At 47.1% G+C, this 14,399-nt stretch carries 15 protein-coding genes; 13 read left to right on the forward strand and 2 right to left on the reverse strand.

Annotation, left to right across the window (positions count from 1 at the left end):
* Positions 1 to 17: 17 nt before the first annotated feature.
* The 13 genes from AC8GFU_RS03460 (at position 18) to gcvP (ending at position 12,076) form a co-directional block, all read left to right on the forward strand.
* Entirely contained in the window at positions 18 to 896 is an 879-nt protein-coding gene (locus tag AC8GFU_RS03460; protein ID WP_506627166.1) for a segregation and condensation protein A, read from the forward strand.
* Positions 889 to 1,440 carry an SMC-Scp complex subunit ScpB gene (gene scpB, locus AC8GFU_RS03465; RefSeq protein ID WP_506627113.1) on the forward strand — a complete coding sequence of 184 codons (552 nt, stop codon included), beginning with the start codon at positions 889 to 891 and terminating at the stop codon, positions 1,438 to 1,440. The genes AC8GFU_RS03460 and scpB overlap by 8 nt, the downstream gene beginning before the upstream one ends.
* Positions 1,441 to 1,491: 51 nt before the next feature.
* Positions 1,492 to 2,196 (forward strand): pseudouridine synthase, encoded by a 705-nt coding sequence (locus tag AC8GFU_RS03470; RefSeq protein WP_506627114.1) that lies wholly within the window; start codon positions 1,492 to 1,494, stop codon positions 2,194 to 2,196.
* 269 nt (positions 2,197 to 2,465) lie between these two features.
* Positions 2,466 to 2,828 (forward strand): chorismate mutase, encoded by a 363-nt coding sequence (gene aroH / locus AC8GFU_RS03475; RefSeq protein WP_506627115.1) that lies wholly within the window; start codon positions 2,466 to 2,468, stop codon positions 2,826 to 2,828.
* A complete protein-coding gene (locus AC8GFU_RS03480) occupies positions 2,828 to 3,892 on the forward strand; it encodes a prephenate dehydrogenase (RefSeq protein WP_506627116.1) in 1,065 nt (354 codons plus the stop codon). The genes aroH and AC8GFU_RS03480 overlap by 1 nt, the downstream gene beginning before the upstream one ends.
* A gap of 15 nt (positions 3,893 to 3,907) precedes the next feature.
* Positions 3,908 to 5,869 (forward strand): ribosome biogenesis GTPase Der, encoded by a 1,962-nt coding sequence (der, locus tag AC8GFU_RS03485; protein WP_506627117.1) that lies wholly within the window; start codon positions 3,908 to 3,910, stop codon positions 5,867 to 5,869.
* Positions 5,866 to 6,441, forward strand: a complete 576-nt coding sequence (locus AC8GFU_RS03490) for a CDP-alcohol phosphatidyltransferase family protein (RefSeq protein ID WP_506627118.1) — start codon at positions 5,866 to 5,868, stop codon at positions 6,439 to 6,441. Before der ends, AC8GFU_RS03490 begins: the two co-directional genes overlap by 4 nt.
* Entirely contained in the window at positions 6,422 to 6,796 is a 375-nt protein-coding gene (gene gcvH / locus AC8GFU_RS03495; protein ID WP_506627119.1) for a glycine cleavage system protein GcvH, read from the forward strand. Before AC8GFU_RS03490 ends, gcvH begins: the two co-directional genes overlap by 20 nt.
* A gap of 58 nt (positions 6,797 to 6,854) precedes the next feature.
* Positions 6,855 to 7,307 (forward strand): FHA domain-containing protein, encoded by a 453-nt coding sequence (locus AC8GFU_RS03500; protein WP_506627120.1) that lies wholly within the window; start codon positions 6,855 to 6,857, stop codon positions 7,305 to 7,307.
* Positions 7,308 to 7,339: 32 nt separating this feature from the next.
* Positions 7,340 to 8,062, forward strand: coding sequence for a transcriptional regulator FtsR (gene ftsR / locus AC8GFU_RS03505; protein WP_506627121.1), 723 nt, complete (start codon positions 7,340 to 7,342; stop codon positions 8,060 to 8,062).
* A gap of 15 nt (positions 8,063 to 8,077) precedes the next feature.
* Positions 8,078 to 8,560: a bifunctional nuclease family protein gene (locus AC8GFU_RS03510; protein ID WP_506627167.1), complete on the forward strand. Its 483-nt coding sequence runs from the start codon at positions 8,078 to 8,080 to the stop codon at positions 8,558 to 8,560.
* A gap of 106 nt (positions 8,561 to 8,666) precedes the next feature.
* Positions 8,667 to 9,167 (forward strand): MerR family transcriptional regulator, encoded by a 501-nt coding sequence (locus AC8GFU_RS03515; protein ID WP_506627122.1) that lies wholly within the window; start codon positions 8,667 to 8,669, stop codon positions 9,165 to 9,167.
* Positions 9,168 to 9,232: 65 nt separating this feature from the next.
* Positions 9,233 to 12,076 (forward strand): aminomethyl-transferring glycine dehydrogenase, encoded by a 2,844-nt coding sequence (gene gcvP, locus AC8GFU_RS03520; RefSeq protein WP_506627123.1) that lies wholly within the window; start codon positions 9,233 to 9,235, stop codon positions 12,074 to 12,076.
* A gap of 57 nt (positions 12,077 to 12,133) precedes the next feature.
* On the opposite strand, the gene lnt is transcribed toward gcvP, so the two are convergent.
* Both lnt and AC8GFU_RS03530 read right to left on the reverse strand, forming a co-directional pair.
* Positions 12,134 to 13,447, reverse strand: coding sequence for an apolipoprotein N-acyltransferase (gene lnt / locus AC8GFU_RS03525; RefSeq protein ID WP_506627124.1), 1,314 nt, complete (start codon positions 13,445 to 13,447; stop codon positions 12,134 to 12,136).
* A gap of 53 nt (positions 13,448 to 13,500) precedes the next feature.
* Positions 13,501 to 14,394: a 5'-3' exonuclease gene (locus AC8GFU_RS03530; protein WP_506627125.1), complete on the reverse strand. Its 894-nt coding sequence runs from the start codon at positions 14,392 to 14,394 to the stop codon at positions 13,501 to 13,503.
* Positions 14,395 to 14,399: the final 5 nt, after the last annotated feature.

Here is a 14,399-nt window from a genome sequence, read left to right on the forward strand (position 1 = left end):
AGGGTGCGACAGTGGAATTGACCAATGAGATCTCCGTCGAGGAGAACACCGATGTAAACGCTGCCTCAGGCGGCTTTTCCGTCCACCTCGACAACTTTGATGGTCCCTTTGATCTCCTCCTTCAACTGATCTCCCGTCACAAGATGGATGTCACAGAGGTTTCTCTGAGCATCGTGACCGATGAGTTCATCGCCTTTATTCGCGGCCTTGAGGCATCGGGTGAGGGTTGGGAGCTTGATCAAGCAACGGAGTTCTTAGTTGTAGCCGCTACCTTGCTCGATCTCAAGGCGGCTCGATTACTTCCAAGCGGCGAGGTCGAGGATGAAGAGGATCTAGCTCTCCTTGAGGCTCGAGATCTACTCTTTGCTCGTCTGCTTCAATATCGCGCCTTCAAAGAGATCGCTGCAACCTTTAGCGAGCGCATTCTGGCCGCCGATAAATCCTTCCCACGTGTTGTAGCTCTTGATCCAGCCTTAGCGAGCCTGCTTCCTGAGGTGCTTATTGGCGTTGGAGCTCAACGCTTTGCCGCCATCGCTGAGCGTGTTTTGACCCCAAAGGTTTCACCAGTTGTGGCTGTTGAGCACCTCCATATGCCTCTGGTAAGCGTCACAGAGGAGTCCAAGCGGGTTGTAGAGGCGCTGCGACACTCGAAGTCTCTGAGCTTTAGAAACCTGATCTCAGATGCAGATAGCACCCTGGTGGTTGTGGCCCGTTTCCTAGCGTTGCTCGATCTATATCGTCAGGGAGTTTTACGCTTTGAGCAGGTAATTGCCCTCGGGGAGCTGCATATCAGCTGGACCGGCAGCCTCGAGGGCGAGGTTGAGATCACCGATGAGTTTGATATACCCGTGGTTTTAGAGATGGAAGACTCGACAGAAGGTAGCGATAATGTCTAATGTAGAAGTTGAACGTTCAATTGAAGCGATCCTGATGGTCGTCGATGAGCCTGTCACCGAGGTTATTCTGGCTCAGGTTCTTGAGCGTCCCGTCGAGGAGATCGAGGCGGCGCTAGCTGCCCTTGAAGGCAGTTATGAGGAGCGGGGCTTCGCGCTGCGCAAGATCAATGGGGGATGGCGCTTTTACAGCCACCCAAATTATTCTGCTGTTGTTGAGAAGTTTGTGTTGGATGGGCAGCAATCCAGATTAACCCAAGCAGCCCTGGAAACCCTTTCAGTGATCGCCTACCGTCAGCCGGTTTCACGTGCGCGAGTATCGGCGATACGTGGGGTTAATGTTGAAGCTGTTATGAAGACCCTAATTACTCGAGGCTTGGTGGAGGAGTCGGGCCTTGAGCATGAGACTGGTGCGATTCTGTATAAGACCACCAGTTACTTCCTCGAGCGCCTTGGTTTGAACTCACTTGAAGATCTTCCAGCCCTGGCTCCATATCTGCCAGATCTTGATGGTCTCGATGAGATCCTCGATTCGCTAACTGAGTAGCCTTTCCGCTACCCTTACCTCCTGACTGTCGGGAGGATAGCCATGGCCCAAATGAGGCTTAATAAGATAATCGCTGATGCCGGTATTACTAGCCGTCGCGGAGCTGATGAGTTAATTGAAGATGGTCGAGTTACCGTCAATGGAATCACTGTTCGTGAGATGGGTAGCAAATTTGACCCTGAAAAAGATAAAGTCATGGTTGATGGTGAGACAATTACTCGCACTTTGACTAAGTCTTATCTTGTACTTCATAAACCAAAGGGTGTTTTGTCTACGATGTTCGACCCTGAAGGGCGACCTTCTTTGGATGATTTCATCGATCTTCGCAAGGAGCGTCTATTCCATGTGGGTCGTCTCGATAAGGACTCAGAGGGCCTGATTTTGCTGACAAATGATGGGGATTTGACCTTTCGAGCTACCCATCCCTCCTTTGGATTAGAAAAGACCTACATCATTGAGTTTGATGGCATCTTGCCAACTGGGGTGGACAAGGTTCTTTTAAAGGGTGTTGAGCTGGAGGATGGAATGGGCCGCGTCCTTACCTTTAAACAGTTATCTGCTCGATGGATTGAGGTCTCAATTCACGAGGGCAGGTATCACATCATCCGTCGCCTCATGGAGGCGGTAGGGGTGGATGTCCTTCGCCTGATCAGAACTAAGTTCGGACCTATCTCACTGGGAGATACCCCAGAAGGTCGCTGGAGAGATCTCAATGACACCGAGTTAATGAATCTTCAAAAGGCTTTAGATCTATAACCTTTTTACTACAAATCGATAATAGAGGAAAAACTATTTATAGTTTTATCTATATTACGAAGAGCAGTAGTTGATTTATCGATATTTAGCACGCTCAGATGTCGTTTTGCGTATAGATTTATCGATAATTATGGCCACGAGAGTGAAGCTCGAGAAAGAAGGGTCGCAAGAGGGAAAAGTAGTAAACAGGTTTAAATGTTTTACAGTTTTATCGACTTATACTGTTTTAAATACACGCCGATTTCGGTGAGGAAAGGTACCCTTAACCCATGAGTGTGCGCGCTATTCGAGGAGCGATCCAGGTCCCAGCAAATACCGCCGCGGATATCGCCGCCGGTGTTCAGGAGCTGATTTCAGCGATTCTGGAGGCTAATCAGCTAACACCCGCAGATGTGATCTCTGTTTTCTTTACTTCAACGGTAGATCTCAACGCCGCCTTTCCTGCTGCAGCCTGCCGCGAGATGGGCTTTGCCAATGTTCCGCTGATTGGTTCTGTAGAGGTAGATGTACCAGGAGCGTTAGATCGCACTGTGCGAGCGATGTTGCATGTTGAAACAGGCTCAACGCCAGAGCAAATCACCCATATCTATCTCCATGGAGCGGCTGCTTTGCGAAGAGATATCGCTCAATAATGACGATAAATACCCTTTCCCGCGTACGAATCGTAGGCTCAGGGCTGATCGGAACCTCGATCGGTCTTGGCTTAGTTCAGCGTGGGGTCCTAGTTGAGATGGTGGATTCAGCGCCAGAGAGCCAATCCCTGGCTAATGATCTGGTTGGTGGGGTAGTGGTCTCTGAGCCACAGCTAGTTATCTTTGCTCTACCTACATCAAAACTTTCAGTAGTCATAGCACAAGAAATTCAACTAAACCCTAACTCGACATTTATGGATGTTGGTAGTGTTAAGAATGAAGTTGTACTTCAGGTTAGGACATTTTCAGGGCTGTCGAAGCGGTTTTTGCCCACCCATCCCATGGCAGGCCGTGAGATCGGCGGTGCAGGCTCTGCACGGGCCGATCTGTTCCAGGGGCGTAGTTGGATACTTACGCCTAGCGATGATCTCGAGCCGAGTTCAAAAAATCTAGTGTTAGAGCTGATCTCGCTGTTGGGGGCAACAGCGATTGAGCTATCTGCTGAAGATCATGATCGAGCGGTCGCAAAGATCTCCCACCTGCCTCAGATCGCAGCCTCGCTGGTAGCCAAGCAATTAACTGGAACGCCAGCTGAATGGATGGAGTTAGCAGGGCAGGGGCTCAGAGATACAACCCGCATCGCAGGCTCTGATGAGTCCTTATGGAAAGAGATCATCTTTTCAAACCGAACTGAATTGCAGGAATTGCTAATAAATCTACAAAACGATCTTCATTCGATGATTACCGCTTTGGATGATCCTGAAAAGATCGCAGAGTTGATCGCGGCTGGACGAAAAGGAAAGGCAGCGATTCCTGGCAAGCATGGTGGCGTGGCTCGCGAGTATTCCTATCTTCCAATTGTTATCGATGACAAACCTGGCCAACTTGGTTCTATCTTCAATGAATGCGCAACTATGGATGTCAACGTTGAAGATTTGATCATTGAACACTCACCAGGACAGTTGAGCGCATTAATCACATTGGCTTTATCGCAATCAGATGCCGAGAAACTTTCATCACATCTATCATCGATCGGATGGAATGTTCATCCGATTCGTAAATAGAAGTAGGCTCAGTACATGGGCATAATCGTAGCTATTGATGGCCCTAGTGGCGCAGGCAAGTCGAGCACCGCAAAAGCAATTGCAGTTCGTGCTGGTTGGAATTATTTAGACACTGGTGCTTTGTATCGCGCTGTAACCTGGCTTGCACTGGAATACAAATGTGAAGAACCATTTGCAATCTTGCAAGCGATCAAAGATCACCCTATTAAATTTATTGCAGATCCAGAATCGTCAAATGTTTTCGCTGGTGAAACTCAGATCACTCATGCTATTCGCGGAACATCAGTTACTGAAAATGTTTCGCGCATCAGTGCGTTGCCTGAAATTCGCCGAGAGCTTCTGAACATCCAACACCACATAATTGATTCAGCAGAACGTGGCATTGTCGTAGAAGGTCGTGACATCGGAACCGTTGTTGCGCCAGAAGCTGGTTTGAAGATTTATTTAACAGCTGATTTGAATGCACGCGCTACACGTCGTGAAAATGAAACTGAAGACAAAAGTGTTGATGTTAAGGCGTCCTTAGATAGCCGTGATGCGGTTGATTCAACGCGTGCGGTATCGCCACTTGTAATGGCAGCAGATGCGGTTGAAGTTGATTCAACGTACTTAGATTTAGATGAAACTATTGACCGTATTTGGGAGCTGCTAAAGAAGCGTAATTTGCTGGGTTTACCGATCGTTGCAATTCTGGGTCGCCCTAACGTTGGTAAATCAACATTGATCAATCGCTTCTTGGGTCGTCGTGAAGCGATTGTTGAAGATACTCCAGGTGTAACACGTGATCGTGTTCAGTATGAATGTGAATGGGGCGGACGTCGCTTCATCATTATGGATACCGGTGGCTGGGAAGCAAAGCCAGATGGAATTTCAGTTCAGGTAAGTGCGGGTTCAGAACTTGCGATGCAAGAAGCAGATGTCTTGGCTTTCGTTGTAGATGCTCAAGTTGGTGCACTTGATGAGGATGACACTTTGGTTCAGCATCTTCGTAAGGCAAAGAAGCCAACTATTTTGATTGGTAACAAGGTTGATGGTGAGCGTGAAGAAGCAGAAGCACATGGACTTTGGAGCCTAGGTTTAGGTGAGCCTCGTTTTGTTTCCGCACTGCATGGTCGCGGTAGTGGAGATTTGCTTGATCACATCGTTAACGTCTTACCTGAAGTAGGTCGCGCACAAAATCAAGATGGATATCGCAAGGTTGCCTTAATCGGTCGTCCAAATGTTGGTAAATCATCCTTATTCAATGCGATCGCCGGTGAATCATTATCGATTGTTGATGATGCAGCAGGTACGACTCGAGATCCGGTTGACTCTTTGCTTTCATTCGGTGGGTCAACATGGAGATTTATCGATACAGCTGGATTAAAAAAGCGCGCCAATCAGGATTCCGGAACTGATTACTACGCATCGCTTCGAACAGCGACGGCCTTAGAGCGTTGTGAGGTTGCAGTTGTAGTTCTTGATGCATCAGAGCCAATTACTGAACAGGATTTGCGCGTCATCACAATGGTCGAAGAGGCTGGAAAAGCCATGGTGATTGTGATGAATAAGTGGGACTTAGTAGATGAGGATCGTCGCAATCAATTGGATCGTGAAATTGATCGACACTTAGATCAGGTCGAATGGGCGCAACGGGTAAACATTGCCGCTAAAACCGGTTGGCACCGTGACCGTTTAGCACCAGCCCTTCGCACCGCCCTTGAAAGTTGGGAGCGCCGCGTTCCAACTGCAAAGCTCAACTCCTTCTTGGGAGCCCTTATTGGTGCAACACCTCCACCTGTTCGTGGTGGAAAGCAGCCAAAGGTTTACTACGCAACGCAGGCGGGAATTGCTCCTCCTAAGTTTGTGGTGTTCTCTAGTGGCTGGATTGAGGCTTCCTATCGGCGCTTTATTGAGCGCCGTCTACGTGAAGAGTTCAAATTCCCAGGTACACCGGTTCAGGTGGCGGTCAGAGTCAAGGAGCGCGATAAGGAATGAGTAGTTCAGTGATTAGCGTTCCAAACGCTCTCACCTTTCTACGTTTCCTTGGCATCCCGCTTTTCATTCATCTAACCCTCAATCTTGAAGCAGATGGCTGGGCGATTGTTGTTCTGGCTATCGGGGGAGCAACTGATTACTTCGATGGAAAGTTAGCCAGAGCCTGGAACCAAACCTCTAGATTTGGCGAGTTAGCTGATCCTGCAATTGATCGGCTGTATATCTTGGCGATCTTGGCGGTTTTTTTAATTCGCGAGATCGTGCCAACCTGGATGATCGTTGTAATTGTTGGCCGAGACATCATCCTTGGATTGATCACCATTGCAATGAACCGCAAAGGTTTTCCTCCTTTCACAGTGACTTATCTCGGTAAAGCGGCAACCTTCAATCTGATGTACGCCTTCCCATTTCTACTATTGGCGCAAAGTGATGGGGCGTGGGGAACAGGGGCGTACATATTTGGGTGGAGTTTTGCCATCTGGGGGATTGCCCTCTACATTTCGACTGGTATTAGTTACGCACGCGAAGGAATTTCGCAGATAAGAGGGACCCATGTCATCGATTCCAAATGAGTTGTCATACACCAAGGAACATGAGTGGGTTTCAGCTGACAACTTTGTCTACACAATGGGTATCACCGATTATGCGCAAGCCGCATTGGGCGACATTGTTTATGTACAACTTCCAAAGGTTGGCGAAGTAGTAACAGCTGAAAAAGTTTGCGGAGAAGTTGAATCAACTAAAAGTGTTTCAGAGATTTATGCACCAGTAACTGGAACGGTAGTTGCGATTAATGAATCACTAGCGAACTCTCCAGAAACAATCAACTCCGATCCATATGGCGCCGGTTGGTTGGCAAAGATCGAGGTCGCAGCAGCGCCTGCAGACCTGTTGAGCGCAGCTCAATACGCTGAAATTACGGCTTGACCTTCTTCCGCTAACTCTCTACTGTCACCCTTAAGTTGACGGTGAGGAGGTAGAAAGCATGGCTGCAGAGCAATCGCAGAATGAATTAACTACCACTCTCCATTTAGGTCTTCGTGAAGTTACACATTCCCCAGCACAACATTTAGAAGAGCAGTTGGCCCTACTTTCCCCAGAGGACCGTTCTGTAATCGCCGAGATTCAAAGCTCCAAGGGTGAGAAGGCGATGATTCTTATCGCTCGTGGAGCAAACAAGGGATCTCGTTTTCTTGTAACTGCAGATGGAGCAACCATTGGTCGCAGTCCATCGAGTGCAATCTTTCTAGATGATGTAACTGTGTCACGATCACATGCAACGATCACAAAGGTTGCAGATTCATTTGTACTTCGTGATGGCGGCTCTCTAAATGGAACCTACATCAACAATGTTTCAATCACAGAACACACACTGGTCTCAGGTGATGAGTTTCAGATTGGCAAGTTCCACTTACTTTTTGTTGGCTCTAAAAACTAAATTTAATTCACAGAAAAATTAGGGGAGTAGTCATGGCAGTTCCAGCTCGCGCGTACTTAAGCATCGGTGAAGTTCTCAACCGTTTGCGTGGAGATTTCGCAGATATCACAATCTCAAAGATTCGTTTCCTTGAATCTGAAGGTTTGATTGAGCCGCAACGTACGCCATCTGGATACCGCAAATTCACAAGCTCTGATCTAGAGCGACTTCGATATGTTTTGTTGGCACAACGCGATCAGTACCTTCCACTGAAGGTGATCAAGGACAACCTTGATGCGATTGATCGCGGACTCCAGCCAGCTGCAGTTGGTGGAGTTCCTGCACCTCGTCCAAACATTGGCCTAGCAACTATTGATGGCGAGATGGCTCCAAGTGCATTTGGTGAAGTTAGCGAAATGCGCTTGTCTCGTGAAGAGTTATTGAAGAACAGTGGTCTCACTGAGGATCAACTAGTAGAGCTAGAAGGTTATGGATTGATCGCACCTCGTGGTCGTCATTACGATGGCGATGCATTGGCGATTGCTAAGGCAGTTACTGAAATGGGCGGCTTTGGAATTGAAGCCCGTCACCTACGTTCCTTTAAATCTGCGGCAGACCGTGAGATTGGTTTGATTGAACAAGTGATCACTCCTTTAACTCGACAGAAGAGCGCGGAATCAAAGGCTCGTGCCGAAGAGGTTCAAAAGGAGATTGCATCTCTTTCAATTCGTCTACACGCAGCTCTTGTGCGTGGTGGACTAAACCGACTTCGCTAAAGAGTAATTTTTATGTTGATCCCCATGGAGGTCATCGGCGTTCGCGTTGAGATGCCATCCAATCAACCCATCGTCCTGTTAAAGGAAATTGATGGTTCCCGCTTCTTGCCAATCTGGGTCGGCGCGGTTGAGGCAACAGCGATCGCATTTGCTCAGCAAGGGGTAGAGCCACCTCGTCCTCTGACCCATGATCTAATGAAAGAGCTTGTTGAATTATTTGATGCAACTTTGACCGCGGTACATCTAACCGAAATCAAGGAGGGGATCTTCTACGCAACGATGCATCTTCGAGATTCCAACTCACAACCACTAACGATCTCTGCCCGACCATCTGATGCGATCGCCCTTGCGGTTCGAACCCAGAGCAACATCCTGGCAACTGAAGAGCTATTGGCTGAGATCGGAATAGAGATCCCACAGGGCGAGGGTGAAAACCAAGAGGTCGAGAAGTTCCGCGAGTTCTTGGACCAGATCAACCCCGAGGATTTTGCAGGGTAGGCTCAACCCTCAACCTAAAGTAGAGGTTTCGATCGTGTCGGTTCTAGGTAAGCAAGGGGCGTGGGTTTACATTTAACCCACTCCCCAAGAGAAAAGAGCATTCCCCGTGTCTCCAGAAGAGTTGGAAATTGGCTACAGAGGTGCAACAGCTTGTTCTGCTGCCGGAATTACATATCGCCAATTGGATTACTGGGCACGTACTGGATTAGTTGAACCAAGCATTAGAACGGCAAGTGGTTCTGGAACTCAACGTCTCTACGGTTTCCGCGACATCTTGGTACTAAAGATTGTTAAGCGATTATTGGATGCGGGAGTTTCACTTCAAAATATTCGTACCGCTGTTGATCATTTGCGCAGTCGGGGAGTAGTTGAGTTAGAGCGAATCACTTTAATGAGTGATGGTGCATCTATTTATGAGTGTGCCAGCCCAGATGAAATTATCGATCTACTACAGGGCGGACAAGGCGTTTTCGGAATCGCCGTCGGCAAGGTCTGGCATGAGGTTGAAGGCTCTCTATCTGTACTTCAGGGTGAAGTGAATGGCCAGGTAATAGGTGGCGAACATAACGATGAACTTTCTCTGCGTCGCAAGAGTAAAGGGGCGTAAACGCCTAAATACAGATAAATTGCACCCTTGTACTAGTTGATCGCAACTAACAACAGGGGAGCACGATGAGTCGTTCATTTGAGGATCGTCATATTGGACCAACCTCTGTTGATGAAGCAGCGATGCTTAAGACTCTTGGTTACAAAGACCTCTCGTCCTTCATTGCCGATGTAGTTCCTGCAAATATCGCGATCAATGGCGTTATTGAAAGCGCTCTTGATTCTGGAAAGAGTGAAGTCGAAGTCATTGCTGAGCTTCGTCAAATTGCTTCGGAAAATAAAGTTTTTCGATCATTAATTGGCACGGGTTACTACGGAACCATCGTTCCTCCTGTAATCAAAAGAAATGTTTTAGAAAATCCTGCTTGGTATACCGCGTACACGCCATATCAGCCAGAGATTTCACAAGGTCGCTTAGAAGCGTTATTTGCCTTCCAAACAATGATTTGCGAATTAACTGCGCTGAATATTTCAAATGCATCAATGTTGGATGAAGGAACCGCAGCCGCAGAAGCCATGACGCTCGCTAGACGTGCCTCAAAGTTAAGTGATGACGCGGTCTTTTTGATTGAAGAGCATGTACATCCACAAACTAAAGCTGTCGTTATCACTCGCGCGAAGCCACTGGGCATCACTGTTGTTGAAGTTGATTCAGGTCATGTTGTGCGCGATGGTTTTGATGGCGAATTCTTTGGAGCATTGCTGCAATATCCAGATACAACTGGAACTGTTATCGATTATGCATCTTTTGCAGAGTATGCGCATTCGCGCGATGCCTTAGTTATTGCTGCAACTGATCTGTTAGCACTTACATTGCTTAAGGCACCAGGGGAGTGGGGTGCTGATATTGCTGTTGGTACTTCACAACGTTTTGGTGTTCCTATGGGCTTTGGTGGACCACATGCGGGATTCTTAGCGGTGCGGAAAGGATTAGAACGGTCAATGCCTGGACGTTTAGTTGGGCAAAGTATTGATGCAAACGGTAAGCCAGCATTTCGTTTAGCTTTGCAGACTCGCGAACAACATATCCGTCGCGATAAAGCGACTTCAAATATTTGTACTGCTCAAGTACTGCTTGCGAACATGAGTGCGTTCTATGCCATGTGGCATGGTCCAGTTGGTTTGAAGCAGATTGCAGAACGAGTGCATGGATTTGCAGCACGCCTTCATGCGGCAAGCAACAATCGCGAGGATGTTGTTTTCGATACTGTTCACATTGTTGTTGATAACGCTGATGCTATTCATCAAAAGGCTGTGGCAAAGGGATATAACTTTGCAAAGGTCAGTGCGACCGAAATTCGTATTTCATTTGATGAGGAAACAACGGAAGAAATCTTTGCTGATGTTCTAGCGATTTTTGGATTTAAGGATGTAGCAGGGGAGCAGATCCCGGCCAAATTCCTTCGTACGAGCAAGTACCTAACTCATCCGGTTTTCAATACCAATCACAGCGAAACAGGAATGATGCGCTACCTGCGCAACTTGGCAGATAAAGATTTAGCATTAGATCGCACAATGATTCCTTTGGGCTCTTGCACCATGAAGCTGAACTCGGTTACTGAGATGGAAGCGGTTACTTGGCCTGAGTTTTCTGCGCTGCATCCATTTGCGCCTGCAGAACAAACGGTGGGAACTCGCAAACTGATTCAGCAGTTATCGGATTGGCTTGTAGCCATTACTGGGTACGACGCAGTTTCTTTGCAACCTAATGCCGGAAGCCAGGGGGAGTTTGCCGGACTCCTGGCAATTCGCAACTATCACGATTCACGTGGAGATCAGAGCCGCAATATCTGTCTGATTCCATCAAGTGCGCACGGAACAAATGCAGCATCAGCAGTTATGGCCGGCATGAAGGTTGTTGTTATTGATTGCGATGACAACGGAAATGTTTCTGTTGATGATTTGAAGCACAAGATCGCAGAGCATGGGTCAGCCCTTGCTGCGTTAATGATTACTTATCCTTCAACCCACGGTGTTTTTGAAACTGCGGTGTCTGAGATTTGTGCACTTGTTCATGATGCAGGCGGTCAGGTGTATGTAGATGGTGCGAATTTAAATGCTTTAGTTGGTGTTTCTCAGCCCGGAAAGTTTGGCGCCGATGTTTCTCACTTGAATCTGCATAAAACTTTTGCGATTCCACACGGTGGAGGAGGACCTGGAGTAGGTCCAGTTATCTCTCGTGCACACCTTGCACCATTCCTACCTAATCACCCAATGGATGTACTGGCCGGACCTGCAACAGGACCAGGACCGATTTCGGCTGCGCCATATGGCTCTGCAAGCATTCTGCCGATCTCATGGGCGTACATTCGTTTGTTGGGGGGAGCAGGACTTACCCACTCAACCCAGGTAGCGATTTTGTCCGCAAATTACATGGCGGCTCGATTGCAGGATTCTTATCCTGTTCTGTACACCGGAGCTAATGGTCGAGTCGCTCATGAATGCATCTTGGATATTCGCGGACTTACCAGGGATTCTGGTGTCACAGTTGATGACATTGCAAAGAGATTGATGGATTACGGCTTCCATGCACCGACTATGTCATTCCCGGTAGCTGGCACCTTGATGATTGAACCAACTGAATCAGAGGACATCTCTGAAATTCACCGTTTCATCGATGCCATGATTTCGATTCGAGCTGAGATCCAGGAAGTTATTGATGGCAAGGTCAGCATTGAGGGCTCAGCCTTGCGCCATGCGCCTCATACAGCCCTTTCTGTGGTCTCAAGCCAATGGGAGCGGGAGTACAGCCGTGAAAAGGGCGGATATCCCGTTTCATTGGATGGCCTAGTTGCTGGTGAATCCATTGGTTCACGCATGAAGTATTGGCCACCGGTTTCGCGCATCGATGGTGCTCATGGAGATCGAAATCTGGTCTGTGCCTGCACGCCGATGGATGATTACCGCTAGGAGAGGTTGAGGGTTTAAGTACCTTTGCCGAATCTCATTTACTTTACATAATGTAACTTATCGGCGTAATACATACGCTCGGCGGGATACAAGCAGCAACCACATCAGCGTGAAAATCCCCGCCCAATCTCCTAAACGATCCCTTGGTGATTGGCTATCGATCAATCCAACGTTGGCAACTATGTGTTCTGCAGTTCCCATAGATGTTTTTTGCACAATCTCGCCTTTGTAATTGATAACTGCTGAATAACCAGTTGTTGATACTGAAAGGATATTTCGGAAATGTTCGATAGCTCGAACTCTAGAAATCGACAATTGTTGGGCACTTTCAGCAGATCGACCAAAGGTTGCACTGTTTGTTTGGACAGCCAAGATATTTGAACTTTTCGCAGCGTTTTCGAGGATGGAATCATCGATCAATTCGTAGCAAATTACGGGAGCCACCTTTGCCTTGCCAATTTTGAATACTATGGATTGATTTCCGGCAGAAAAGTCATCAACTTGATCAACTAAAGGCGAAATTTTTGAAGCTAGCGATCGCAAAGGAATGTATTCGCCAAAAGGTGTTAAATGTTGTTTTGCATACAGTTCATGACCAGATTTTCGCCACAAAATTGAGGTATTTAGGGTCGCACCATTGTTATCGACAATTGCTCCAATTAATAATGGCACATCATATTTGTTGAGCTCTGATGAAACGGTCGTATTGTTAAATGGATCTACATCGACCGCATTTTCAGGCCACAAAATAAAGTCGATATTTTTATTAACAGCCAGAGCCTTATCTGTTTCTTGTGCATGATTAAAGAAAACTTGCGTCGCACGTGAATTAAAATCTAAACCGTATTGTGGAACATTTCCTTGGACCATTAGAACATTTGTTTGAACATTTTCAGAAATACTTGAAGGAATCATTAGCAATAAAAGCGGAAGCAAGATTAAGGGTCGAAAAAGTTTTTGACCCAGCAAGAAAATAAGTAACGCAATAAGAGCGGTGATCGCTGAGAGTGCTATAGCTCCCCCATACGCCGCAATTTTTGAAAAAGGTGCATCTGCTTGTGAGTATGCGACTCTTCCCCAACCAAATCCACCAAATGGAAATCTATTGCGGATCTCTTCTGCAATTACAAAGAGCAATGGATACGCGGCAATCCCCCAGCGTTTAATCAGCATCAACGGCAGATAAAGAAGTGATAAGCCAAAGGTCAAAATGAGCCAGGGCATCGATCCAACATAAATACTTGTCCAATGCAGTAACAAGGCGTTGAATGTTAAAGCGAAAGCCAGAATTGATAGCGCCTTCTTGCCGGTTCGATTGAGCGCGTACATGTGGACAGCAAGTGCAAGTGGAGCTAGGTACCACTTCCCCACCGGTTCAAATGCACAGCTAAGAAGTGCTCCAGAAAGAGCTGATAGAAGGAGATTTACCAACCTAATGCACTGATCAAACGATCAACGCTTGCACCTAAGGCGTAACGCTCCTTGAATTGGTAGATTGCAGATAAATCCGCCGGTGCTTTTGGCACACTTAAATCAACCTTTGGCAATGGTGCATTTCTAGCAACTCGAACCAATGTTGGTGCGATCTTTAAATAGTCGGCACCTGCAATAATCTTTTTAGCCAATGCTGGTGGCAATGCATCATGTGCCGCAAGAGCGGCTTCAAGTGCCTCTTCAGCGGTCGCAAAGCTATTTGCAATCACCGCAGCTCCCTTTTCTCCAATACCTTTTACTCCAGGCAAACCATCAGATGGATCTCCTCGAAACATCGCGAAAAGATCGTAACGATCACCAGGTATTTGATACTTATCTGCAACATATTTGATGTCAACTAAATCATGTTGTGAAATTCCCTTTGCCAGATAAACAACCTTAATATCACGTTTGTCGTCAACCATTTGAAAGAGATCTCGATCGCCTGTAACGATTCTTATCGGACCCCTTTCAATTTCTGCATAAGTTGCCATAACATCATCAGCTTCGTAATCATCAACACCAACAACTGGAATACCAAAAAGATCCAAGAGATCTAATAAAATAGGAATCTGCGGAGTCAGAGTCTCAGGCTCTTCCTCTTCATCTCCCTCTTCCTCGAGGCGGTTTGCTTTGTATTCTGGAAAAATATCTACTCGCCAACTTGGACGCCAATCTCCATCGAGACATGCAACTAATCGATTTGGTTTGTACACATTCATTAACCGAGCGGTCATATCGATATATCCGCGAATGGCGTTAACCGATGTTCCATCTGGTGCCAACAAGGTATCTGGCATTCCGTAATAAGCGCGATACCAAAGGGATGCGCTATCAAGCAGCATTAACG

The sequence above is a fragment of the Planktophila warneckei (SeqCode) genome (assembly GCF_965234675.1).
Classification (GTDB): Bacteria; Actinomycetota; Actinomycetes; order Nanopelagicales; family Nanopelagicaceae; genus Planktophila; species Planktophila warneckei.